Origin of the sequence: Sinorhizobium chiapasense, assembly GCF_036488675.1 — a bacterium.
Classification (GTDB): domain Bacteria; phylum Pseudomonadota; class Alphaproteobacteria; order Rhizobiales; family Rhizobiaceae; genus Sinorhizobium; species Sinorhizobium chiapasense.
The window spans coordinates 279,691-300,987 of record NZ_CP133152.1 but is presented as its reverse complement, the minus strand read 5'-3'; the positions used below and the strand labels follow the sequence as shown (position 1 = coordinate 300,987).

At 62.1% G+C, this 21,297-nt stretch carries 27 protein-coding genes; 12 read left to right on the top strand and 15 right to left on the bottom strand.

What is annotated here, in order from left to right; translation table 11 throughout:
* Positions 1-7: 7 nt before the first annotated feature.
* Positions 8-892 carry an SMP-30/gluconolactonase/LRE family protein gene (locus RB548_RS26130; protein WP_331376670.1) on the bottom strand — a complete coding sequence of 295 codons (885 nt, stop codon included), beginning with the start codon at positions 890-892 and terminating at the stop codon, positions 8-10.
* 164 nt (positions 893-1,056) lie between these two features.
* On the opposite strand from RB548_RS26130, the gene RB548_RS26125 reads away from it, so the two are divergent.
* A complete protein-coding gene (locus RB548_RS26125) occupies positions 1,057-2,013 on the top strand; it encodes a dihydrodipicolinate synthase family protein (RefSeq protein ID WP_331376669.1) in 957 nt (318 codons plus the stop codon).
* A gap of 10 nt (positions 2,014-2,023) precedes the next feature.
* On the opposite strand, the gene RB548_RS26120 is transcribed toward RB548_RS26125, so the two are convergent.
* Complete coding sequence (locus RB548_RS26120) at positions 2,024-2,746, bottom strand: FadR/GntR family transcriptional regulator (protein ID WP_331376668.1); 723 nt, start codon at positions 2,744-2,746, stop codon at positions 2,024-2,026.
* A 77-nt stretch (positions 2,747-2,823) separates the two neighbouring features.
* On the opposite strand from RB548_RS26120, the gene araD reads away from it, so the two are divergent.
* Both araD and RB548_RS26110 read left to right on the top strand, forming a co-directional pair.
* A complete protein-coding gene (gene araD, locus RB548_RS26115; protein ID WP_331376667.1) occupies positions 2,824-4,548 on the top strand; it encodes an L-arabinonate dehydratase in 1,725 nt (574 codons plus the stop codon).
* Between the two features lie 13 nt (positions 4,549-4,561).
* Positions 4,562-5,353: an NAD-dependent epimerase/dehydratase family protein gene (locus RB548_RS26110; protein WP_331376666.1), complete on the top strand. Its 792-nt coding sequence runs from the start codon at positions 4,562-4,564 to the stop codon at positions 5,351-5,353.
* 261 nt (positions 5,354-5,614) lie between these two features.
* On the opposite strand, the gene RB548_RS26105 is transcribed toward RB548_RS26110, so the two are convergent.
* Entirely contained in the window at positions 5,615-6,901 is a 1,287-nt protein-coding gene (locus tag RB548_RS26105) for an ABC transporter substrate-binding protein (protein WP_331376665.1), read from the bottom strand.
* A gap of 147 nt (positions 6,902-7,048) precedes the next feature.
* On the opposite strand from RB548_RS26105, the gene RB548_RS26100 reads away from it, so the two are divergent.
* From RB548_RS26100 to RB548_RS26070, 7 genes are all read left to right on the top strand, one after another.
* The gene (locus RB548_RS26100) at positions 7,049-8,074 is read left to right on the top strand and encodes a LacI family DNA-binding transcriptional regulator (protein ID WP_331376664.1); all 1,026 of its coding nucleotides are present in this window, start codon (positions 7,049-7,051) and stop codon (positions 8,072-8,074) included.
* Positions 8,071-9,924, top strand: coding sequence for a DUF2264 domain-containing protein (locus RB548_RS26095; RefSeq protein ID WP_331376663.1), 1,854 nt, complete (start codon positions 8,071-8,073; stop codon positions 9,922-9,924). Before RB548_RS26100 ends, RB548_RS26095 begins: the two co-directional genes overlap by 4 nt.
* The gene (locus tag RB548_RS26090) at positions 9,921-10,931 is read left to right on the top strand and encodes a hydroxyacid dehydrogenase (RefSeq protein ID WP_331376662.1); all 1,011 of its coding nucleotides are present in this window, start codon (positions 9,921-9,923) and stop codon (positions 10,929-10,931) included. Before RB548_RS26095 ends, RB548_RS26090 begins: the two co-directional genes overlap by 4 nt.
* Positions 10,928-11,698, top strand: a complete 771-nt coding sequence (locus tag RB548_RS26085; protein ID WP_331376661.1) for a sugar phosphate isomerase/epimerase family protein — start codon at positions 10,928-10,930, stop codon at positions 11,696-11,698. Before RB548_RS26090 ends, RB548_RS26085 begins: the two co-directional genes overlap by 4 nt.
* 134 nt (positions 11,699-11,832) lie before the next feature.
* Entirely contained in the window at positions 11,833-12,258 is a 426-nt protein-coding gene (locus RB548_RS26080) for a low affinity iron permease family protein (RefSeq protein WP_331376660.1), read from the top strand.
* A 99-nt stretch (positions 12,259-12,357) separates the two neighbouring features.
* Positions 12,358-12,729, top strand: a complete 372-nt coding sequence (locus RB548_RS26075) for a hypothetical protein (RefSeq protein WP_331376659.1) — start codon at positions 12,358-12,360, stop codon at positions 12,727-12,729.
* Positions 12,730-12,732: 3 nt separating this feature from the next.
* A complete protein-coding gene (locus RB548_RS26070) occupies positions 12,733-13,515 on the top strand; it encodes an SDR family oxidoreductase (protein WP_331376658.1) in 783 nt (260 codons plus the stop codon).
* Between the two features lie 312 nt (positions 13,516-13,827).
* On the opposite strand, the gene RB548_RS26065 is transcribed toward RB548_RS26070, so the two are convergent.
* The 6 genes from RB548_RS26065 to RB548_RS26040 all read right to left on the bottom strand — a co-directional run bounded on the left by RB548_RS26065 (position 13,828) and on the right by RB548_RS26040 (position 16,852).
* Positions 13,828-14,076 carry a hypothetical protein gene (locus tag RB548_RS26065; protein ID WP_331376657.1) on the bottom strand — a complete coding sequence of 83 codons (249 nt, stop codon included), beginning with the start codon at positions 14,074-14,076 and terminating at the stop codon, positions 13,828-13,830.
* A 397-nt stretch (positions 14,077-14,473) separates the two neighbouring features.
* Complete coding sequence (locus RB548_RS26060; protein ID WP_331376656.1) at positions 14,474-14,740, bottom strand: DUF982 domain-containing protein; 267 nt, start codon at positions 14,738-14,740, stop codon at positions 14,474-14,476.
* Positions 14,728-15,210, bottom strand: a complete 483-nt coding sequence (locus tag RB548_RS26055) for a CBS domain-containing protein (protein ID WP_331376655.1) — start codon at positions 15,208-15,210, stop codon at positions 14,728-14,730. Before RB548_RS26055 ends, RB548_RS26060 begins: the two co-directional genes overlap by 13 nt.
* A 299-nt stretch (positions 15,211-15,509) precedes the next feature.
* A complete protein-coding gene (locus RB548_RS26050) occupies positions 15,510-15,785 on the bottom strand; it encodes a hypothetical protein (RefSeq protein ID WP_331376654.1) in 276 nt (91 codons plus the stop codon).
* 57 nt (positions 15,786-15,842) lie between these two features.
* Entirely contained in the window at positions 15,843-16,127 is a 285-nt protein-coding gene (locus tag RB548_RS26045; protein ID WP_331376653.1) for a DUF1236 domain-containing protein, read from the bottom strand.
* Positions 16,128-16,525: 398 nt separating this feature from the next.
* Entirely contained in the window at positions 16,526-16,852 is a 327-nt protein-coding gene (locus tag RB548_RS26040) for a hypothetical protein (RefSeq protein ID WP_331376652.1), read from the bottom strand.
* Positions 16,853-17,243: 391 nt separating this feature from the next.
* Between RB548_RS26040 and RB548_RS26035 the strand changes: the two genes are divergently transcribed.
* On the top strand, positions 17,244-17,765 hold the full coding sequence (locus tag RB548_RS26035) for a sigma-70 family RNA polymerase sigma factor (RefSeq protein ID WP_331376651.1): 522 nt from the start codon (positions 17,244-17,246) through the stop codon (positions 17,763-17,765).
* A 125-nt stretch (positions 17,766-17,890) separates the two neighbouring features.
* Here the strand turns inward: RB548_RS26035 and RB548_RS26030 are convergent, their stop codons facing one another.
* The 6 genes from RB548_RS26030 to RB548_RS26005 all read right to left on the bottom strand — a co-directional run bounded on the left by RB548_RS26030 (position 17,891) and on the right by RB548_RS26005 (position 20,305).
* Positions 17,891-18,049, bottom strand: a complete 159-nt coding sequence (locus RB548_RS26030) for a hypothetical protein (protein WP_331376650.1) — start codon at positions 18,047-18,049, stop codon at positions 17,891-17,893.
* 192 nt (positions 18,050-18,241) lie between these two features.
* Positions 18,242-18,430 carry a DUF3008 family protein gene (locus RB548_RS26025; RefSeq protein WP_180943531.1) on the bottom strand — a complete coding sequence of 63 codons (189 nt, stop codon included), beginning with the start codon at positions 18,428-18,430 and terminating at the stop codon, positions 18,242-18,244.
* A 263-nt stretch (positions 18,431-18,693) separates the two neighbouring features.
* Entirely contained in the window at positions 18,694-19,191 is a 498-nt protein-coding gene (locus RB548_RS26020) for a hypothetical protein (protein WP_331376649.1), read from the bottom strand.
* 112 nt (positions 19,192-19,303) lie between these two features.
* On the bottom strand, positions 19,304-19,744 hold the full coding sequence (locus RB548_RS26015) for a CBS domain-containing protein (RefSeq protein WP_331376648.1): 441 nt from the start codon (positions 19,742-19,744) through the stop codon (positions 19,304-19,306).
* Between the two features lie 68 nt (positions 19,745-19,812).
* Positions 19,813-20,061: a DUF2934 domain-containing protein gene (locus tag RB548_RS26010; RefSeq protein ID WP_331376647.1), complete on the bottom strand. Its 249-nt coding sequence runs from the start codon at positions 20,059-20,061 to the stop codon at positions 19,813-19,815.
* Between the two features lie 58 nt (positions 20,062-20,119).
* Positions 20,120-20,305: a hypothetical protein gene (locus tag RB548_RS26005; protein WP_331376646.1), complete on the bottom strand. Its 186-nt coding sequence runs from the start codon at positions 20,303-20,305 to the stop codon at positions 20,120-20,122.
* Positions 20,306-20,600: 295 nt separating this feature from the next.
* On the opposite strand from RB548_RS26005, the gene RB548_RS26000 reads away from it, so the two are divergent.
* The gene (locus tag RB548_RS26000; RefSeq protein WP_331376645.1) at positions 20,601-21,290 is read left to right on the top strand and encodes a BON domain-containing protein; all 690 of its coding nucleotides are present in this window, start codon (positions 20,601-20,603) and stop codon (positions 21,288-21,290) included.
* The last annotated feature ends 7 nt before the right edge of the window (positions 21,291-21,297 follow it).

Here is a 21,297-nt window from a genome sequence, read left to right as displayed (position 1 = left end):
CGAAACCTCAAAGCCTGCGATCATCGAAGCGCTGCACAGCGACTCCTGCTATCGGGCTGCGGGCAGCGAAAATGCCGCCGGCCCGACTGTCCTCGCCGACGCCCGCCGGACGCAACGACGTGACGAAGAGCGTCTTCCGATCCGGTCCGGCGAAGCAGGGCATGGTGGGCGTCGGCACCGGGAAGCGATGCGTCCTGACCAATTCGCCTTCGGCGGAGAGGCAGTTAAGGACGCCGGCCGAAACCCCGGCGCTCCAGTAACTTCCCTCTACATCGGTCGCCGCTCCGTCGGGACGGCCGCATGCCTCGTCGAGAACGGCGAGCCGTCTGCGTTCGGAGATCGCCCCGGTCTCGCGGTCGAATTGCCAGCGGTCGATCCAGGGTCCGCGCGAATCCGAATGAAAGAGAACGGAATCGTCCGCGCTCCAGGCGAGACCATTGGAACAGATGATGCCGCCGACCTTGCGCTCCACCGTGCCGTCCGCCGGAACGCGGTAAAGCGAAGCGACCGGCCGCCGGTCGGCCGCTTCATGCATCGTCCCCACCCAGAACGCACCGTCCGGCCCGACCTTACCGTCGTTCAGACGCGTGTCTCGTGTTTCGGCCTCGATGGAGGCGATCTCCTTCGCGATCGTGCCGCTATCCGGATCGAACAGCACGACGCGGTCCCGTTGCGCGAGCACGAGGCGTCCAGACTGTGCAAGTCCGATGCTGCAGGCACCGTGCACGAAGGTCCACGCGATATGGCCCGACCCGGTAAGATCGGCACGATGGAGGGCGCGCTTGCCGATATCGACGAAAAACAGGCAGTTTCGGCGGTCGTCGTATACCGGGCTTTCAGCCACTGCGCAGCGCAAATCCAGCACGCACTCAAATGTCAAGTCGAAAGACATGTCTGGCACCATCGTCTGACAGCCGCCGTTCGGAGAGAGAACAAGCGTCCTTCGCAAACCGCGGGATTTTTAGGCACTTATCGGCTGACGTTTTCTCTAACATTGCTATTGCCCTTCCTCAACTTGTAAATTAAAAATACAGGGAACTTGGCAAGGAGATTTCCATGAAAACGACTCCGGTAGAGTTGGCCGATCTCAGGTCTTCCGTCCTTTCCGTGCCGCCGCTGGCGCGCCATGTGAATGGCGAACCGAGCAAGACGGAAAATCGCAAGATGGTCGATTGGCTGCTCTCGGGAGGGGTGACCACTTATCTCTATGGCGGCAACGCCAATCTCTACAATTTCGGCGTCGCGGGGTTCGGCAGCCTTCTCGACATGCTCGAGGACATCGCCCCAGCGGAAGGCTGGATGATCCCCTCGATCGGCGCGGATTTCGGCAAGGCGATGGACCAGGCGATGATCCTGCGCGGGCGGAGCTTTCCGACCGCCATGGTGCTCCCGCTCGCCTTCCCCGCGACTTCGGCAGGGCTCGTCTCGGGATTTTCCAAGCTGGCGGATGCAGCCGGTCGACCATTGATCGCCTACATCAAGAATGACGGCTTCCTCGATGCCGGCGATGTCGCGCGTCTCTTCCGCGATGGCGCGATCTCGGCCTTGAAATACGCGGTCGTGCGGCCCGACCCGAAAAGCGACGCCTATCTCTCCGCCATTCTCGATGCGGTCGGCTCGGGCGAGCGGATCGTCAGCGGTATTGGCGAGCGTCCGGCAATCGATCACGTCGAGATGGGCCTCACCGCCTTCACCTCCGGCTCGGTGTGCATTGCTCCGCATCTCTCAACCGCGATCCTGAAGGCGTGCCAATCCGGTGAGTTCGCTGCGGCAAGGACGCTTCGCGAAAGCTTCCTACCGCTCGAGGATCTGCGCGATGCGCATTCGCCCATCCGCGTCCTGCATGAAGCGGTCAGGCTCGCCGGCATCTGCGACACCGGCCCGATCGGCGAATTCCTGTCGAATCTCGACAATGCCGGACAGATCGACGCCATCACCTCGGCCGCGCGCAAGCTGAAGGCGAAGAGCGAAGCCGTGGTGAGCGGCGCCCGGCCGCTATCGGCGAGCGCCTGACATGTCACCGTCACTGGTCGCTATGGGATCCGGTGATGCGGGCCCGCGATTCCGTCAGGTGGTAGCGCATGTAAAGACGTGCGAGCTCGCGATTCTGGCCGGAAATCGCGGTGAATATCTTGCGGTGCTCTTCGAGAACGCGGCGCCGCCGGTCCTCCGAACCCTGGCGCGTCAGGCTGAGCGCCATGCGCATCGAGCCGCGCAGAATATCGCCAAGCTCTTCCAGGAGGCGCGGGAAAAGCTCATTGCCCGCGGCCGCGGCAACGGCAAGATGGAAGGCGAAGTCCTCTTCCCATCCGGTCTCGCCACGGGCAAAGGCGCCTTCCAGCGCCGCCAGCGCTTCTCCGATCTGGTTGAGCTGAGCCTTGGTTCGGCGCATCGCGGCCAGTCCCGCGCACTCCGTCTCGAGCGCGAGCCGCGGTTCGAAGGCCTTGAGATAGCTGGCGATCTCCGCCGACGCCGCAAAATCGGTCAGCTTGTTGGACGGGCGCGACTTGACGAAGGTGCCGATGCCCTGCCGCGAAACCACCAGGCCGTCCGCCTGCAGCCGCATCAGCGCCTCGCGAACGACCGGCCTCGAAACCTGGAAGTCGCGGCAGATCCGGGCTTCCGACGGCAATTTCGCCCCCTCGGCCATCTGGCCGCTCGCGATCTGCTCAAGGATCTGGCCGTAGAGAACATCGGCGAGCCGCTCTCGCCGCGCCGGTTTCAGTTTCAACATCACGTCGTTCAATGGTCCGCCTTCACCTGTCATTTTTCTGAACAGGTTCAATCTAGCCGACCCGCCCGGGAATGCAAAGGAGGTGACCGATGACGAGACGCAAGAAACCGGAGGAATTTCGAAGCTTTCGCTGGTTCGGCGTCAAGGACCTGCGCTCGTTCGGCCACAGGTCCCGGCTTTACCAGATGGGCTATGACAATGCGGAAATCGCCGGCAAGCCGGTCGTCGCGATCATCAACACCTGGAGCGACATCAATCCGTGCCATGCGCATCTGCGCACCCGCGCCGAAGAGGTGAAACGCGGGGTTTGGCAGGCCGGCGGCTTTCCGATCGAGCTGCCGGCGATGTCGCTGGCGGAAACCTACGTCAAGCCGACGACGATGCTTTACCGCAACTTCCTCGCGATGGAGGTGGAGGAACTTATCCGCTCGCACCCGGTCGACGGCGTCGTGCTGCTTGCCGGTTGCGACAAGACCACGCCGGCGACGATCATGGGCGCGATCCAGGTCGATCTTCCGACGATCTTCGTGCCGGCGGGGCCGATGCTGCGCGGCAATTACCGCGGCCAGGCTTTGGGTTCGGGCTCCGATGTCTGGAAATACTGGGCGGAGAAAGAGGCAGGACGGATCACCGAGCACGAATGGGGCGTCATGGAGCGCGGCATCGCCCGTTCCTTCGGCACCTGCATGACCATGGGCACCGCCTCGACGATGACGGCGCTTGCCGACACGCTTGGTCTGTCACTGCCAGGTGCCTCGGCCATTCCGGCCGCCGACGCCGGCCATTCGCGCATGGCAGCGCTTTCCGGTGCGCGCATCGTCGAGATGGTCTTCGAGGACCTGAAGCCTTCGGACATCCTGTCAGCAAAGGCGTTTGAAAACGCATTGACAGTGCATATGGCGATGGCCGGCTCAACCAATGCGATGATTCATCTGATCGCCATGGCGCGGCGATGCGGCGTCGAGCTGACCTTGGACGATTTCGATCGCATGTCGGAAAAGGTGCCGGTCCTCTGCAACATCCGCCCGACCGGCGAATTCCTGATGGAGGACTTTTATTATGCCGGCGGGCTGCCGGCGTTGTGGAAGCAACTGGAGCCCTTGCTGCATCTCGAAGAGCGCAACGTCATCGGCAGCATCGGCGAGGCGATCCGCGATGTCGAGGTTCATCTGCCGGACGTGATCCGACCGCTCGATAACCCCGTTGCCGCGCGCGGCGGCACGGCGATCCTGAAAGGAAACCTCGCGCCGCAGGGCTGCGTCATGAAGCCTGCCGCGGCCGACCCTTCCCTTCTCAAGCATCGCGGGCCTGCCCTCGTCTTCGACGATTACGACGCGATGATGAAGGCGGTGAACGACGAGGAACTCGATGTTACCGCCGACACGGTCCTCGTCCTGCGCAACGCCGGTCCCGTCGGCGGGCCGGGCATGCCGGAATGGGGAATGCTGCCCATCCCGAAAAAGCTGTTGAAGCAAGGCGTGCGCGACATGGTGCGCATTTCGGACGCCCGCATGAGCGGCACGAGCTACGGCGCCTGCGTCCTGCACGTCGCGCCGGAGTCCTACGTCGGCGGGCCGCTGGCGGCGGTTCGCAATGGCGACATCATCACCCTCGATGTCGCCGAGCGCGCGCTCACGCTGGAGGTCGATGCAAAAGAAATCGAGCACCGGCTTTCCGAGTGGCGACCGCCGGAGCGCGATTATTCGAGAGGCTTTCTGAAGATGCATGCAGAGCATATCCAGCAGGCCCCTGAAGGCTGCGACTTCACCTTCCTGCAATCGCCCCATAGGCTGCCCGAACCGGACATTCATTGACACAGGTGGGACGATGACGACGCGGCTGCTGGTGACGGGAGCGGGAGGTGCCTTGGGTCGCCATGTCCGGCACGGCTTGAAAGGTTGTGCAAAGGTCCTGCGCCTCTCGGATATTGCCGCTCTTGCCCCGGCCGAGGACGGCGAGGAAGTGGTCCGGTGCGACCTCGCCGACCGGCAGGCCGTCGGTGATCTCACACGCGACTGCGATACGATCCTGCACCTTGGCGCGATCTCCGTCGAGGCCGACTTCGACGGACTGCTTCAGGCCAACATCCTCGGCACCTACAATCTTTACGAGGCGGCGCGAAAAGCGGGGGTCAGGCGTATCATCTTCGCGAGCACCAACCATGTGACCGGATTTCATCGCATCGGCGAGACGCTCGACCACACCTCGCCGCGTCGGCCGGACAGTCTTTACGGTGTCAGCAAGTGCTTCGGCGAGGACCTCGCCCGGCTCCACTTCGACAAATACGGCATGGAAACAGCCTGTCTCAGAATAGGCAGTTGCTTCCCGGAGCCGAAGGACCGGCGCATGCTTTCCACCTGGCTGAGCCCGCGTGATTTCCTGTCGCTGGTGCGCAGTCTTCTCGAGGCTCCGGCCATCGGCTATCTGGTGCTGTACGGCGCCTCGGCGAACCGGGATGCCTGGTGGTCGAACGCGCACGCCGATTTCCTCGGCTGGCAGCCGATGGACAGCAGCGAGCCTTTTCGCCAGGCAATCGAGCGGCGCGAGCATGGACCCGTGGAAGTCAGCAAGTACCAGGGCGGCCGCCTCGCGACGGTCAAGACCCAGACCGGGGATTAGCGCCAGATCCGATCGGGCTGCGTAAATACCCCCCTCTGCCACGCCGACCGACTCGGAGATGTACGCTGCGATGAGCGCGACGATCCAATGAGAGCGGTTTTCGCTATAGATTTGCCGCGTTGGGCGTGCATCGAACCCCTGCGCTCCATCGGCTTGCGCTCAACGGCCTTCTTACCGTGACACCCAATCAAAAGTGGGCCGAGGCTCGACGGCAATGATCCGTCGAGCCTCGGGTCCATTTGGCACGATTGCGTTCGGCGGTCAGCCGGCCCGAACGGTCGATTTTCCCTCGCTGACCAAACGCTCGGCGGCATCCGCGATCGATATGCGCTCAAAGGCGAGCTCGTCGGCAATCGGGCGAAAGACGCGATGGTCGAACTCGGTTGCTCCAAGCGGTGCCGGGGGCGGATAGCTGCCGACCTGGTCCTTCAGCGCGTTGATGTATTTCACCGTTTCCGCTTCCGTCGGGTTGAGCTGTGGCAGTATTGCTTCGCGAACTGTCGGCGACATCGGCACACCGCGCTCGACCCCGAGGATCTTGCCGGCCTCCACGTCGTTGACGAAGAAACTGATGAACCTGGCGGCTTCCTCGCCATGTTCGGTGGTGGCGCCGACGCTCCAGATCAGCGCAGGGCGATAATAGTGGCCGGAGGGGCCGCCCTTCTCGCCTCGCGGCAGCATGCCGATGCCAAGCTTGCTCTTCATGATGAGCTGATAGCCGATCATCTGGTTCGAATAGGCCATGCCGATCGCCGAATAGCCGAGCGCCAGGCAGTTGGTGTCGATCGTATTCTGGTCGAGCGTCTGGATGTCGGCTCCCACGGTACCGCCTCGCTTGCGCAGGTCCTCCCAGTAGGCATACCACTCCTTGGCCTCTTCGACGCCAAAGCCTAATCCGCTTTCATTGAAAAGACTGCTGCCGCGTTGCCTGAGCCAGGCGTCGAAGACATAGGTGTAGCGAGCTGCATACGGCCCACCGCCCTTGCCGGTGGCCTTCGCCATCTCGATCGCGATGTCGGCGTATTCCGACCAGGTCGTGTCAAGCCCCGGAGGGGTGATGCCCGCCTTTGCGAAGGCATCGGCATCGTAAAACAGTGCGAAGGAGTTGAGGCCGAGGCCAATACCCCAGAGCTTGCCGTCCACGGTGGTCAGTTTCAGCACGTCCTCGCCGAAACCTTTCACATCCAGCACCGAAGCGATGAATGGATCGAGGGCGAGGCAGGCGCCGCGTTTCGAGTAGTCCGAAATCGTATTGGGCTCGAGCTGGAAGACGTCGGCGATGGAGCGACCGGCCATCTGCGTCGCGAGCTTTGTCCAGTAGCCGTCACCGCTGAGGCTCTCGCCGACAACGGCGATGCCGGGATTCTTCTCCTGGAAGAGCTTGGCAACGCTCAATGTTCGCTTCGAGCGATCGTTGGAGCCCCACCACATGGCGCGCAGATGTACATCTTCTGCCGCAAAGGTCGGCCGCAGGCCACCGGGGCCGAGTGCAATGCCAGCAGTCGCACCTGCTGCGCCGAGCATGAATGTGCGCCGATTGAGTCGCATGCCAGTCCTCCCTCTCGTTATCTGCCTCACGCTCTCCTCCAGCGTCCGGCGGACCAAAGTTCGGCAACAACATTATGCAAAAATCAACATCTTGCAAGAAATTGTTTATGTCTTGCAAATTTTCATGATTTGCGTAACATTTGCAACATGAATGACGCACCCACAAGACGATTCCGCCAATCCGACATCGCCGCCCGTGCCGGGGTTTCCGTTTCCACCGTCTCGCGCGTTCTTGCGAACGAACCCGGTATTAGCGAAGACGTCCGCCAACAGATTCTGAAGGTCGCCAATGATCTCGGCTATCCGCTGAAGGCCGGCGCGAAGACGACCCCCGGGACCTTGGCACTGATTGCGAGCAACGGCGTCACGGGGGTTCTGAGCATTTTCTACGAGGGAATTGTCGAGGGCTTGCGCTCCGAGGCAGCCCTGCAGGGCATCCCCTTCGACATCCGCCTCATCAGCGAGGCGAAGGCGACGCCCGAGACAGTCCGGAATCTGATGGAGTCCGTCGGCGCGCAAGGGCTGTTTCTGGTCGGCATCGACCCCGGTGACGCGCTCGGCGCGTGGCTGATCGAAAGCCGCACGCCCGTGATACTCGTCAACGGCACAAGCCCTCAACTGCGCTTCGACGGAGTCTCGCCGTCGAACTTCTTCGGCGCCTACGCCGCGACGCAGCGGCTCATCGACGCCGGCCACCGCCGCATCCTCCACCTGACCGGATCACATCGGCAGACGATCCGCGAACGCATACGCGGCTTCGAAACGGCAGTCGCTTCGGTTGGAGGCGAGGCGCGCGTGATCCGCTTGCCGTTCGAGACCAATGCGAGCGTCGAGGCGCATGCGGCGACACTCGCCGCACTCAAGGAGCACCCCGGCTTCTCGGCCGCCTTTTGCATGAACGACTTTGTCGCCGTAGGCGTCCTCGAAGCGGTGACCGAGATCGGCCTCAAGGTACCCAGGGATTTCGCCATCGTCGGCTTCGATGACCTGCCCTGCGCCGAGATGGCCAGTCCACGGCTCGCGACGATGCGCGTCGATCGCGTGGCCCTCGGCCGCGAGGCGATCGGCATGATGCATTACCGCTTCCGTCACCCGGAAGCTCCCGCCCGGCACGTGTCTCACGCCGTCATCCCGGTCCATGGCGGCACGCTTGACGAAGGACAGCGCTCATGACCTATGATCCTGCCAGTGCCAATCCGCTTGGCCCCAATCCGCTGGCAACGCGCAGTGACATGCAGCGCGCCCTGATCGACCTCTTCAACCCGCTGCTGCCATATTTTTCCGAAGGGAACGCCCGCGTTCGCCTCGACGACGCCGCCGCTCATTTCGACCGCGCCGCCGCTGATCTCGAAGGTTTCGCAAGGCCGCTTTGGGGGATCGCACCGTTCAGCGCCGGCGGCGGCCACTTCGCCCACTGGGACCGTTATTCGGACGGCATCGCCAACGGTACCGACCCGAACCATCCGGAATACTGGGGCGCGGTCAATGGTCGCGACCAGCGCATGGTCGAACTCGCCGCGCTGGGTTTTGCTCTTGCCCTGGTACCGGAAAAGCTGTGGGATCCGCTGAGCTCGCGGGCGAAAGACAACCTCGTCGCCTATCTCATCCATGCCCGCCAGTTCGACTATGCCGACAACAACTGGAAGTTCTTCCGCATATTCGTCGACATCGCGCTCGATCGCCTCGGCATCGAATACGACCGCAGCCTGACCAGGCAGTATCTCACCGAACTCGAAGGCTTCTACATTGCGGATGGCTGGTATCGCGATGGCGATGTCCGGCGCATCGACCACTACATCTCCTTTGCCATGCACTTCTACGCGCTGATCTATTCGCGGTTCGTCGACGACGACTATGCCAAGCGCTACCGCGAGCGGGCCATCGCCTTTGCGCAGGATTTCCGCCACTGGTTCGGGCAGGACGGCGCAACCCTCCCCTTCGGCCGCAGCCTCACCTACCGTTTCGCCTGCGCGGGCTTCTGGTCCGCGCTCGCCTTTGCCGATCTCGAGGCGCTGCCCTGGGGCGAGATCAAGGGACTTTGTCTGCGCCACCTCAGATGGTGGACGGACAAGCCGATAACCCACCGCGACGGCGTGCTGTCGATCGGCTACGGCTATCCGAACCTCCTGATGTCGGAAAACTACAATTCGGCGGGTTCGCCCTATTGGGCGTTCAAGGCCTTCCTGCCGCTCGCAGTTGGCGAAGACCACCCGTTCTGGACGACCCCGGAAACGCCTCCGGCGCCGCTCGACGAAACCGTCCCCCTTCGGCATCCGGGCATGGTGATGATGCCTTGCAAGGGCGACGTGGTGGCACTTTCCTCGGGCCAGGAAAACCGGCAGATGCGCTTCGGCTCGGAGAAATATGCAAAATTCGCCTATTCGACGCGCTACGGCTTCAGCGTCGAGAGCGACGAACGGGCTTTTACCGGCGGCGCCTTCGATTCCATGCTCGCTTTCAGCGACGACGGGATTCACTACCGGGTGCGCGAGAGCAATGACGAGGTCCGTCTGACCGGCAATGTGCTCTTTTCCAGATGGTCGCCCTGGCCGGACGTCGTGGTCGAAACCTGGCTGCTGCCGTCGGCGCCCTGGCATGTGCGGGTGCATCGGATCGCGACACCGAGGGGCCTCGAAGCAGCTGAGGGCGGCTTCGCCATCGCCCGACGAGACTTCGAGGCCGACACGCTTTCCTCGGCACCCGGCGCGGCTCATGTGATTGGCGCGGAGGATTTCAGCGGGATCTGTGATCTGGGCTCGACTGTCGCGCGCGAGGGTCTCGCTCAGAAGGCTCCGCCAAACACCAACCTGATCGCCGCGAAGACGCTGGTGCCACAGCTGCGTGCCACCATAGCGGCCGGCGAGACCATTCTGCGCAGTGCCGTTTTGGCCGTTCGCGACACCTCCGCCGTTTCAGGTGAGTGGACGAGACCGCCTGCCTCCCCGGACATTGACGCGTTGCGTGTCCTGGCGATGCAAGGCGAGAGCGTGAGCGCAATGGACGCACCGGGACGAATGCCATGACGCGCCCCGCCATTGCCTTTGCGATGCAGCCAGAAAGGACGCGGTACGTCCTCACACCGGAGCTTCTAACCAGGTTCGACAGTCTCGGGCGTGTTCTGGATCAACATCCGATGACAGATTTCGGCGACACCCGGGCAAATCGGCTGCTGGCTGAAACGGAAATCCTGGTCACCGGCTGGGGTGCCCCGCTGTTCGACAGGGCAGCGCTCGCGGCGGCACCGCACCTCCGCCTCATCGTGCACGCGGCCGGGACGGTCAAGGGACTGATCGACGATTGCGTTTTCGACGCAGGAGTGGCTGTCAGCCATGCGGCCGAAGCCAATGCCGTGCCGGTCGCCGAGTTCACGCTTGCCGCGATCATTTTTGCCGGCAAGCAGGTGTTTCGCTTCCGCGATTTCTATGCCTCCGACCGGGACCGCACCCGCACCTATCTCCTGCAGGGGCAGCCGATTGGAAACTATCGCCGCACAATCGGGATTGTCGGCGCCTCTCGCATCGGCAGACGGGTGATCGAGCTTCTTCGTCCCTTCGACTATCAGGTACTGCTCTATGACCCGCTGGTCGGGCGGGATGCCGCTTCCGCCCTCGACGTCGAGAAGGTCGATCTCGATACGCTGATGGCCCACGCGGACATCGTATCGCTGCACGCGCCGTCTCTGCCCGAGACCCGGCACATGATCGACGCGCGGCAGCTGTCTCTCATGAAGGATGGCGCAACGCTGATCAACACGGCTCGGGGTGCGCTCGTCAACGAAGCCGCGCTTATCGAGAGGCTGAAGACCGGCACGATCAACGCCGTCATCGACGTCACCCATCCCGAGGTGCCGGAAAGAGACTCTCCCCTCTATGACCTCCCGAACGTCTTCCTGACCCCGCACATTGCCGGGGCCGTCGGCCTCGAGCGGACGCGTCTCGGAGAGATGGCGGCCGATGAGATCACCCGGTTCATCGAAGGCAAGCCGCTGCGTTACGAGATTCTCAAGCGTGACCTGGAGCGCATCGCATGAGCACGTTCGAACCCGGGCTCTGCACGGTCACGTTCCGCAGCCTGCCTGCGGACGGGATCGTGGAACTCGCGGTGGAAGCGGGGCTTGCGGCGATCGAATGGGCGGGCGACGCCCATGTCCCTCCGGGGGACGAGCCGGTCGCCAGGGACGTCGGGCGTCTGTCGGAAAAGGCGGGCATGGCAACGTCCTATGGTTCCTACGTTGCGCCGCCCACCGATGACCTATCCGTCTTCCGGCGCGCTCTCGAAAGTACGATCGCGCTTGGAGCCTCGAATATCCGCATCTGGCCCGGCACCCGCCAGCGCGATTCCAAAGACTACAGTACCGGTGAACGACACGCCGCAGCGGCTGCAATCCGCGACATGGGTGCGGAAGCGGCGCGGCATGGGGTCACCGTGTCGTTGGAGTATCACCCGCAGTCTTTGACGGATGCGACGGATTCGGCCCACAGCCTGATCGATGCGATCGCGCACGACAACGTCTATCTCTATTGGCAGCCGCGGCCCGGGCTTCCGCTTGGCGATGCTCTGGCCGAGGTCGCTCAAATTGGCCAGCATGTCTCCCATCTTCACGTCTTCGCCTGGGATGCCGGCCGCAACCGCTTTCCCCTGAAGTCGGCGTCGGATTACTGGCGGGCAGTTCTCACCGCCATGCCTGCATCACGCTGGACCGGGCGACGCTTTGCCATGTTGGAATTCGTGGCAAATGACGATCCTGCGGCATTTCTGGAAGATGCCGAAACGCTCAGACAAATCGTCAAAGGTTGAAGGCTGGTGAGCAGCTTCCGCTGACGCGCCCTGCGTATGTTTCGACGCGTTCCGCTCCGCCGCGGCAGGTTGGTGGTCGGAACTCTTTCGCACGCCGGGGGTTATCGGAATCGAATGTCCGCCGGATGTCTCGAATGTCCCAAAAGACCAATGCCTTTACCAAGTTCTCGACGGCTGTTGCCGAGTATTCCGGGCGGCCTGTCGCATTCGCACTAGCCGTGGCCGCGATCGTCCTCTGGGGCATCACGGGGCCGCTATTCGGCTTTTCCGAGACATGGCAACTGGTGGTGAACACCGGCACCACGATCGTGACCTTCCTCATGGTTTTCGTTCTCCAAAACTCCCAGGTCCGCGAGGGCACAGCGATCCAGGCGAAGCTCGACGAGCTCATCCTGACGAGTTCGGCCGAGAACGAATATGTCGGCATCGAGGAGCTTGATGAGCAAGAACTCAAGCGCATCACCGAGATTCTGAAGGAACATGCCCAAAGTGAGGATGATCGCGCGCTGCACGAGAAGATATCGCGAGCAGCCGAGCGGCAGCCAACGGGAGGACAGTAACGAAAACGGCTCTGGCCGCGAGCACGCAAGAGGCGTCGCCGGAACCAAACGCCAGCGAAGCCGTTTGCGTAGCGAAGGCAGTTGCCAGGAGGGTCACGCATGCATCTCGTTGGAACACAGGTCATCCCGGAACAGGGCGGCCGGTCAGGGTTCACGGTCGAATTCGTCGGCGAAGGCGGAGAGATCGTCTCCGTTTCGATGCGCAACGACACGTCGCGGAGCCTAAACCGGCTGAACGCGGTCGAACGGGCCAAGGCGGTTATGCTGGAGCTTGCGCATACCGACACGCCGGATAGCAGCGATGCCGACATTGAGCGCAGAGTGAAGACGGCGCGGAGCGCGCGGGCGGCCAAGGACAGGGCCGAGATGGAACGCCAGCTCGATCAAGGCCTGGAAGACACGTTTCCCGCCAGTGACCCGGTTTCCGTTACGACGCCCAGCGTCCCCGGCGATCGCCCGAAGAAGCGCTAGGCCATGCCGCGCGGATCGTCTGTCGCCTTGATCACCGGCGCGGGATCCGGCATCGGACGCGCTACCGCACTTGCGCTTGCCGCCGACGGAATGAAGGTCGGCCTGCTCGGCCGTACCCGCTCGAAGCTGGAAGATTGCGCGTCGGAGATCGCTGCCGCCGGGGGCCAAGCACTGGTGCTCGAAGCCGATGTGGCGGATGAACTCGCGATGCGGAACGCGGTGAAGACACTTCTCCGCGAGTTCGAGCATCTCGATATCGTCGTTGCCAATGCCGGCATCAACGGGGTTTGGGCGCCGATCGATGACTTGAAGCCGCACGAATGGGACCAGACCATCGCCGTCAATCTGCGTGGCACGTTTCTGACGCTGCATGTGACCGTTCCCTACCTCAAGGAAAACGGCGGCGGCGCGATCGTCGTCGTATCGTCGATCAACGGTACCCGGACCTTCACCACACCCGGCGCGACCGCATACACAGCCACCAAGGCGGCGCAAGTGGCGATCGTCCAGCAGCTCGCACTCGAATTGGCCAGGCACCGCATTCGCGTGAACACCGTCTGCCCGGGAGAGATTCAGACCGCGATCGACGAGAACACCAGCCTGCGCCATGCAGAGGAGACCGCGATACCGGTTGAGTGGCCGCAGGGCCAGGTCCCGATCACAGGCGGCAAGCCCGGCCGCAGCGAGGACGTTGCGCAAGTTATTCGCTTCCTGGTTTCGGATGACGCACGACACGTCACCGGCAGCCCAATCTGGATCGACGGAGGTCAGGGGCTGCTGAGGTAGCGAGGCTACCGCATGATTTCCTCAAATCGGAATCGATTTAAGGACAAAATCATGCAGCAATTCAAAGTGCTGCAGCGACCTTTGCGCGTCCGATTGGACGCACGGCGCTGTAGTCTCCTTGGTCCTTCCCAACACGGCACCGGTTGCCAAAAAAGGCCCCACCAATTGGTGGAGCCCGATCTGCACTGTTGTTTGGGATCGCGCGGTCCGTAGGGGCTTGCGGAGAGGGGACTTTGTTCCACGCGACCCGACCCATAAACCGGATGCGAGGCGATTTGTTCCCGATCGGTGCAAGAAAAGCTTGCCGTGGTATCACCAAGACCAGAACCGCTGGCTGCGTGGAGGAGGGGTTGATGTGCCGCCGACAAGATAGCCCGCGACGAATGCCAGGGTCGCGACCACGAGCAAGGTGCCGCTGAGCGCCGCCGGATGCTCGCGGGCCGTCCCTGCAACCACCGCCGCCTCGTCGCGGACGTAGCGCGCGGCCTCCTGAGTCTTCGTTTTCAAATCGGGTTCCGCCGGCTTGCCAGTGAAGCCGGCTCTCAGCGTTTTCAGTGCCATCGTTCCGCTCCTCATTCCTGGTCGTTCATGCCCGGAGTCGAATAGTGTTGATCCGCATCTGCGAGATCGGACTTCACGGGGTAACCGTCTCTCTTTTACCGCGCGGCCTCCCGCATGACGCGGTGCGCGGTGGCTTGCGAGATCGTCCGGCTCGGCAGGTTGCTTCTTCGCGCCCCGATGCAGATCGCTATCCTTCCCGGCCGGTCTGTCCTCCTGAGCATTCCTGATGAGTCAACGCCAGGCCGGATGGGAAGTTCCCGACTGAAGCAACCGTGAGGTGATCGATCGGTGGCGGCAGGAAGGCGCACAGCGCCTTTCTCGGCAAGGTTGCGATCGGCGATAGATCGGCAAGGAGAGCGCTCACGACGGGCCGATGCCGCCGGAACGCTGCAGCCAATCAGGCACCGGTCCAGCTGTTGACGCGGAATTGCGCTTCCTCGGCCGCCTTGATGAAGGCGGCACGTGCGGCGTCAGGTTCGTCGTTTCCCTCGATCACACGGTCGCATGCAGCCAATGCTTCGTTTTTTGCCGTTCCGTCGGCGAGCGGCCAATGGTTCTTGAGACATAGGAAGGCGTCGCGCGTGCTCTGCACCCGCAGCACTCGCCTCAGCGCCTCGAGGATGACTGCTTCGCTCCAAAGGCGATCCTGCATCAGGCTTGGCATGTCGAGGCTCCTTCAAGCGGAGTGGATTGGGGCGCCTGTCGGCTTATTCCCCCCAATACGAGCCCCCCGAGTTCCGGGCTCGCGCGCGTGATGTCGGCTAGTGAAACGATGCCGGCCGCGTGCTTCTTTTCGTCAACGACGACGAGGCGGCGTATCTTGTAATCATGCATCTTTTGTGCGGCCAGCAGGATGCTGTCGTCCTCCTCGCAGGACTCGGCGGAAACCGTCATGAACTCGAACACAGCCGTCGATGTCGACAGTCCCTGGGCCACCACCGAAGCGAGGATGTCGCGGTCCGTGACGATCCCGAGGATCGTTCCGACACCCGGGGCCTCGACCGGCAACGCGCCAACCCCTGCCTCTTCCATCAACCGCGCAACGGATTGCGCCGTATCGCTCGGTGAAACCGTAAAGACCTGTTTGGACATCACGTCCCGAACGCGTATCGCTCTGTCCTCATGGGCGGCCATTGGCGAGACTCCTGCCATTGATCGATGCAGGCACCCTGACTTCCTCATCTGCCGGCTTCTTGAGTGTGAGATCGACGCGGTAGGGTACAGTCACCTGGGGCTGCCAGGTGTTTCGCTGCGCCTTTTTGGGATTTGGATTCTCAGGCGGCCGAAGGAATCTCGGTCGCTTTTGCTTCGATCTTTGCCGCACGATATGCTCCCTTCTGCTTCGTGTGGACATGCGCGGTTTAAGCCGCAATGCCTCCTTAACGCACCAACAGAGGAGCGGTTCCCCCGTGCGGCAGGCTATTTCGTCTTTCTCAACGGTCGTTTTTCGGCGCGGCAGGGCTGACGCCGCCAGCCGCGCGTGCTCTGGCGTCCTGAAGAATCGATGAAATTTCCGCAGTCATCGCATTCTGCCGGGCAAAGGCCTCGGACGGCACGATCCCAGGATCCTCCTCATGATCCTGCACGATCAGTTCCTCCTCCAGGATGCCGTTGATCTTCGACCAGGCATCGTCATTTTTCGCCAGCGCGGAAAGGACAGCCACCAGGATTTCTCGATGGGCAGCTAACCGAAACTCGATGTTCTCCATGCTTCGCTTCGCTTTCCGGTGTTTTGCGGGCGGGACGACTCGCTGGGCCTCGTCCTGTTATTCAAGGACCTGCACGATCGTGTGCGTCTTCGGGTTCACGATGACCCGCCTTTCGTTGACGATCGCATAGGCGTAATCAGGCTGGTCCGGAATCGGGTAGACTTCGACCACGTCAGGTACCGGCTGGCCGACGATGATCTCGCCCTCATATTGAATTGATGGCGTATTCTGTTCCAGCACGTAGGTCCTGACTTCACCGGGCAACACGATAGTATCCTGGGCCATCGCCGACGGGCCTACAGACATCAGCAGCGCCGTAGTCATCATGGCAAATTTATGCATCGTATACTCCTTCCTTGAGAGACCTTCCAAACCAGCGGCAGCGTAATTGGTTCCCGGGCGCTCGCGGACTTGGCTGTGATCTTCCGTCGGATCGAGGCGTCAGCCACAGGGCGCGGTACACGCGTTTCGATGCGATAAGCGGGCGGAACGCTTTGAAAAGGCTGAGGACGAAAGCTGAGCTAAGAGGGTGTTTCCAAACGGAATTTTGAACGCTGACGCAGAAAAGAGGTCCTTCGGCGAGAAGAACCTCTTTAGACCCCTACAGCGCCGCGCGTCTTATCAGACGCGCAAAGGACGCGTTAGCACTTTGAATTGCTGCATGTTTTTATCCTTAAATCGGATCCGATTTAAGGAAACATGCAGTAGTTGGCAGTTACATCAGGTCAGATTTGCCGTCCTCACTCGCCGCCACCCCCCGACGCGCCGCCACCGGTGCCGGCGCCATCCGAGCTGCTGCTGGCGGAGCTTTCCGTGCCACCGGAGCCGGTGTCCTGTGTACCTCCACTGCCGGTATCGCCTCCGCCACCATTGCCGGTCCCATCAGTACTACCTCCGCCGGTTCCGCCGCCATCATCACTTCCGGTTCCCGGTATGAGAACGACACCGTTGTCTGCGTAGGCATTGCTTGACGAACCGCTATCGCCACTCACCGGGATGAGCGGCATTGCAGTCGCGGACGCGAGTCCAAGTAGCGACACGGCGATTATTCTGGGAAGTTTTACCATTACGTACCTCCTTTGGCGGGCAAACGCCTGCCTCAGGCCAACCTTCACGAAAAGAAAGTAGGCGTATGGCCCCAACCATCCCCAAGGATTGCATCAGACCGAGGCATTTTAGAGATCTGCCGTGCCATTTGCCGGATCTGCGGCTGCGACGGTACTGCGCGCGAGGCGCATCGGTGCGCATCGCATTCCCCGACGTCGGACCAAGGGCAGCTACGTCGCCAAGCGGACGAGCCGAACTGAAAAGGGCCGGCTTGTACTTCAAGGAGCCCCTCGACCGGGCAACCGGAGGCCCCATCGCCCCCTAAATATTCATGCAACGAGGAACCAAAAGGCCAGCCAGGCATTGTTCGACATTACCTATCTCCTGTTCGTGCAAAGGGCGGTATTCGATATGCCTGCCACCGGCGTCCATGCGCTCCACAAATCGCATCACATAGAAGAGCAGGTCGTCGACCTGATGCCTGCTCTGCGGGCGTTTGCCCGGACATTTACATCAATCCCCTTCGAGGCGGACGACCTGCTGCAGGAAACCCTGTTTCGGGCGCTGAGAAGCATCGATCAATTTGAACCGGGTACCAGCCTTAAGTCCTGGCTGTTCACCATCATGCGAAACACCTTCCGGACGCAATACAAGATCCGGACACGCGAGAGCCCTGGAAACACGAATTGCGCCGAGCTGCCGATTCCGATGGCACCTCCACAGGAATGGTCGGTTCTGAATGGCGAACTGCGCGATGCTTTGGCGTTACTGACCCCCGAGCACCGGGAAGTCCTTGTCCTCGTTGCCGGTTTTGGGATGAGCTATAAGGAGGCGGCCGATATATGCGATTGCGCGATCGGCACGATCAAGAGCAGGCTCAGCCGTGCCCGCGAAGAATTGATAGTCCAGATGCACGGAAATCCACTGAACTAGAGCATCCCGCTTTCAAGTGGAATCACTGAAAGCGGATAAGATGCTCTAGAATCAAAGTGCTAGAGCGTCCTTTGTGCGTTCACTTGAACGCACGGCGCTCTAGCCCCAGCGGGATGAACATCCCCTCAGCGGTTGCGTGCGTTCAACGCTGCTTGCAGCTGCCGCGCCAGTTCCAGCAGCCGCTCCGGCACGGCTTCCTTCTGTATCTTGCCCATGAGGGACGCGATCCGCTCGTCGATGACCTTGTCCGCGTCCGCACCCCCACGTGCTTTGGTTTCGTTCATCCGCTTATCCTTCGTCATGGCGGGGATCTCACCATAACGTATTGTGCCGGGTTGTTCATGTAATCGCCAGAACGGGAGGAGGAAAAGTGTAAGGCGCACGCGGACGCCCCTCATGTCGAGGGAGACCACCAAACGCCCGGGGATCAGAACCGCAACAGTCGCCTGGGCCAGCCGGACCACGCCGCGGGACATCTACGACTTGGAAGCGTGCTCCTTCTTGCCCTTGCGTTTTGTGGAAGCCATTTCCTCAAGTTCCTTTTCGGTCATGGATTCTTCCATGCTTTTCGAAGCGCCCTTGAGTTCGCTCTTCTTCTTTTCTCCTCGCTTGGCGGCAAGTGCCGCACCTGCGGCCATTTGCTGTGCCTTCGATTTGGCGGGCATCTCTCTTCTCCCTTCCTTTGGGCGACCCCACAGCGCCGTGCAAACTCAATAGTGCCGGAACCAGCAATGGTCGATTATGTTCCACGAGGAGAGGCGGCGAACGACGGCTGTGAAGATCCACTCCGCTTCGGCTGATCGGCCCGTTGCCGCTTTGCGAGCACCCTGACGCTCGGCCGTGATGATCCGGGCTCGCATGCCGTACACCTGTTCGCGTGCTGCTTCCCGAACCGAGGCCGCCTCGAGAGTCCTTCGGTGGCGCGCCGTCAGCCGGCAATGAGCCAGAACACGGACGCGAATATCAGGATGAAGAGCGCAACCGCCCCGAAGAAGCGGATCATCCCGGCATTGGTATTGTTGCCGAGAGCGCGGTTCCACGTTTCTCCGCCAGTGCCGTCGTCAACCTGTTCCGCGTCATTCTGCGCCATCGTCTGGCCACCACCGGTTTCGGATGCGGCTACATATTTCACCGCCGTGCGAATGGTCTCGCCATAGTCGCGAGGTCGCGGCTGCGGCGGATCTGCCCGCGCTGTCTCCTCACCAGTTGTACCGCGTACCCACCCGGCCGCATCTCCGGCATCGGCGACATGCGCGCGCGGCGGTGCCTTGTCTTCCGCCTCTGGCAGGTGAAGTTCCGCCTCCTTCCAGGCCTCTTGCGGTTTTCCTGTTGTCGACGATTGGCCCGCTTGACTTGCCTCAGGCGAGCCCGGTTGCGCGCGACGCGGATCTGCGCCGCTACCGCTGCTGTATTGCTTCGCTGGCATCTCCGGACTCCTTCGTTGCGAGAAAAGCGCAAGACATGCCTTTTGTTCCGCCTTGCGCACCGGCTGCGGCCCGAAGCTCCGAGGATAACCGGGCGGCGGGATCGCTTGTGTGCTAGCCGCTTCGCCCGGCCTGGTTGTGGGTTCCGCCTGGAGCCGTCACGCCTTTAAGGCCGGTGCCTGCGATCGCGGGCTGCTCGCGGGCTGCGTCGGCAAGCGATACAATGCCGACCAATCGCTTGTCGCGGTTGACCACGGGCAGCCGCCGGACCTGGACGTCGCCCATGTTGCGCGCCACATCGTCCACCTCTTCGTCTTCGAAGCAGTATTTGACATCGGTCGTCATGATGTCTCCTACCTTTGACTGAAGGTCGAGGCCGTCCGCGACACCCCGGACAACGATATCCCTGTCGGTTATCATGCCGACCAGGCGATCATGATCTCCCACAGGCAGGAAGCCGATGTCGTTTTCCGCCATATGCCTTGCAACCTCGGTGATGGTCTCGTTCGGACTGACGAGATGAACGTCTCTGGTCATGATTTCCGATACGTGCATGGTCTTGCTCCTTGTTCTGACTTCGATTGCCGCCAACGGGCATTTCCGCCGGCGGGTTCCGCTAGCGACTATTGCTCCGTCGAGCCGGCCCCTTGAGATTTGCGCTCGGAGGGCGGCGACGCCGGCGTTGAAGTTGCGTGCGTCGTCCCCTCCGTTTCGAGATCCTGCTTTTCGCCGCTGCTCGACCGGTTTTCCTCTTTCTGCATCTCCCGCGATGCCTGCTCCCAGTGCCGGAGATCCTGGCCTTCGGGGCGACCTTCCCGCTCCCAGATCGCATAGGCTCTGCGCCGGATAAGCTCTTCCCTGTCGTTGTCCATGTCCCTTCTTCCTCACCGATGAACTCTGTCGATGGCAGAAATCAAACGGCGTGACTGCTCAATTGTTCCACTGGTCGCGGCGCCGTTGGAAGTGTCTGGGGGGCTCCGGATTTTCGTCCGGATTGGGGACCGGCACTTCGTCAGGAAGGCGGTCGGGATCCGGCTCCTCGATCGGTGGCTCGGGGTCCCAGGGCGGCGGCTGCGGTGATGGTGGCGTTGGGTCTGGTTTGCGCGGATTCGGCATTTTTCCCTCCGTTCCTGCTGTGGCTCATGGCTCGACCCGGAGACGAGAGCGTATGGCCCCGGCCTCGGTTTCATTGGACAATTCCAGTCGGCCGTGAATGTTCCACATATGCCCCGCGCCGTGGGCCGCAGTACGCCTCCGTCGCCTGCAGAAGTCGAAAGGCCCGCAATTAGGCTGGCGCGCAGCCGCTGCGGATAAGCACCGTGAAAACCGGAACCGATCCCCCGTTTAGCGGTTGGGGTCGCATTGGCACTGCTGCTGCGGCGCTGCAGGAACGGAAGTCTAGGAGGAGCCGATGGCGAGAAAGAAGGATCATGGCCGGTCCCACGAAAGGGAGCGGGATCGGTATGGAGAACCGTATGAATACGAGCGGGAAAGGCAACGTGCCCGCGAACGCTTTGGCGAAGCTCCGCACGGCGCGGACTATGAAAATTCGATGTATTTTCCGGATGCCGAACCCCGCCGCTCGCAACGCCATCGCGGCATGGAAGACGAGTACGACCGGTGGAATCGGGAGCGGGCCCTGGGCGACTATTATGGCTCCGGCTACGGCTATAGTGGGCAGCGCCCTTATCGTAGCCGTGGAGGACCTTGGAGCGAGAGGCGTGAGCGCGGCTTCGCCGATCGCGCCAGAGCCGAAGTCGCCTCCTGGTCCGGCGACGAGGAGACGGAGTGGCGGCGCGACATGGATCGGTGTCGCGGCAAGGGACCCAAGGGCTACACCCGTCCCGACAGTCGTATCCATGAAGACGTGAGCGACCGGCTGACCGACGATGGCGCTCTCGACGCCTCGAACATCGAGGTCTCGGTCTTGAACGGCGAAGTGCAGCTCAGCGGTTTCGTCGATTCCAAGTGGGCGAAGCGCAGGGCCGAAGATTGTGCCGACGACGTCTCGGGCGTCACCCATGTGCAGAACAACCTTCGGGTCCAGCCGCCGACCGGTCCGGCAGCTCAGGCGCGCGGTGGCACCGATCGTGACTCTTAGAATCCTG

Coding starts and splice junctions, on each gene's coding strand:
- RB548_RS26000 (WP_331376645.1), top strand. CDS start 20,601: ATGGCGAGAAAGAAGGATCATGGCCGGTCCCACGAAAGGGAGCGGGAT.
- RB548_RS26020 (WP_331376649.1), bottom strand. CDS start 19,191: ATGCCAGCGAAGCAATACAGCAGCGGTAGCGGCGCAGATCCGCGTCGC.
- RB548_RS26060 (WP_331376656.1), bottom strand. CDS start 14,740: ATGCCAAGCCTGATGCAGGATCGCCTTTGGAGCGAAGCAGTCATCCTC.
- RB548_RS26095 (WP_331376663.1), top strand. CDS start 8,071: ATGACCTATGATCCTGCCAGTGCCAATCCGCTTGGCCCCAATCCGCTG.
- RB548_RS26035 (WP_331376651.1), top strand. CDS start 17,244: ATGCCTGCCACCGGCGTCCATGCGCTCCACAAATCGCATCACATAGAA.
- RB548_RS26130 (WP_331376670.1), bottom strand. CDS start 892: ATGTCTTTCGACTTGACATTTGAGTGCGTGCTGGATTTGCGCTGCGCA.
- RB548_RS26040 (WP_331376652.1), bottom strand. CDS start 16,852: ATGGTAAAACTTCCCAGAATAATCGCCGTGTCGCTACTTGGACTCGCG.
- RB548_RS26075 (WP_331376659.1), top strand. CDS start 12,358: ATGCATCTCGTTGGAACACAGGTCATCCCGGAACAGGGCGGCCGGTCA.
- RB548_RS26005 (WP_331376646.1), bottom strand. CDS start 20,305: ATGCCGAATCCGCGCAAACCAGACCCAACGCCACCATCACCGCAGCCG.
- RB548_RS26050 (WP_331376654.1), bottom strand. CDS start 15,785: ATGGAGAACATCGAGTTTCGGTTAGCTGCCCATCGAGAAATCCTGGTG.
- RB548_RS26065 (WP_331376657.1), bottom strand. CDS start 14,076: ATGGCACTGAAAACGCTGAGAGCCGGCTTCACTGGCAAGCCGGCGGAA.
- RB548_RS26015 (WP_331376648.1), bottom strand. CDS start 19,744: ATGCACGTATCGGAAATCATGACCAGAGACGTTCATCTCGTCAGTCCG.
- RB548_RS26085 (WP_331376661.1), top strand. CDS start 10,928: ATGAGCACGTTCGAACCCGGGCTCTGCACGGTCACGTTCCGCAGCCTG.
- RB548_RS26070 (WP_331376658.1), top strand. CDS start 12,733: ATGCCGCGCGGATCGTCTGTCGCCTTGATCACCGGCGCGGGATCCGGC.
- RB548_RS26030 (WP_331376650.1), bottom strand. CDS start 18,049: ATGAACGAAACCAAAGCACGTGGGGGTGCGGACGCGGACAAGGTCATC.
- RB548_RS26105 (WP_331376665.1), bottom strand. CDS start 6,901: ATGCGACTCAATCGGCGCACATTCATGCTCGGCGCAGCAGGTGCGACT.
- RB548_RS26010 (WP_331376647.1), bottom strand. CDS start 20,061: ATGGACAACGACAGGGAAGAGCTTATCCGGCGCAGAGCCTATGCGATC.
- RB548_RS26100 (WP_331376664.1), top strand. CDS start 7,049: ATGAATGACGCACCCACAAGACGATTCCGCCAATCCGACATCGCCGCC.
- RB548_RS26125 (WP_331376669.1), top strand. CDS start 1,057: ATGAAAACGACTCCGGTAGAGTTGGCCGATCTCAGGTCTTCCGTCCTT.
- RB548_RS26045 (WP_331376653.1), bottom strand. CDS start 16,127: ATGCATAAATTTGCCATGATGACTACGGCGCTGCTGATGTCTGTAGGC.
- RB548_RS26055 (WP_331376655.1), bottom strand. CDS start 15,210: ATGGCCGCCCATGAGGACAGAGCGATACGCGTTCGGGACGTGATGTCC.
- RB548_RS26090 (WP_331376662.1), top strand. CDS start 9,921: ATGACGCGCCCCGCCATTGCCTTTGCGATGCAGCCAGAAAGGACGCGG.
- araD (WP_331376667.1), top strand. CDS start 2,824: ATGACGAGACGCAAGAAACCGGAGGAATTTCGAAGCTTTCGCTGGTTC.
- RB548_RS26025 (WP_180943531.1), bottom strand. CDS start 18,430: ATGCCCGCCAAATCGAAGGCACAGCAAATGGCCGCAGGTGCGGCACTT.
- RB548_RS26110 (WP_331376666.1), top strand. CDS start 4,562: ATGACGACGCGGCTGCTGGTGACGGGAGCGGGAGGTGCCTTGGGTCGC.
- RB548_RS26080 (WP_331376660.1), top strand. CDS start 11,833: ATGTCCCAAAAGACCAATGCCTTTACCAAGTTCTCGACGGCTGTTGCC.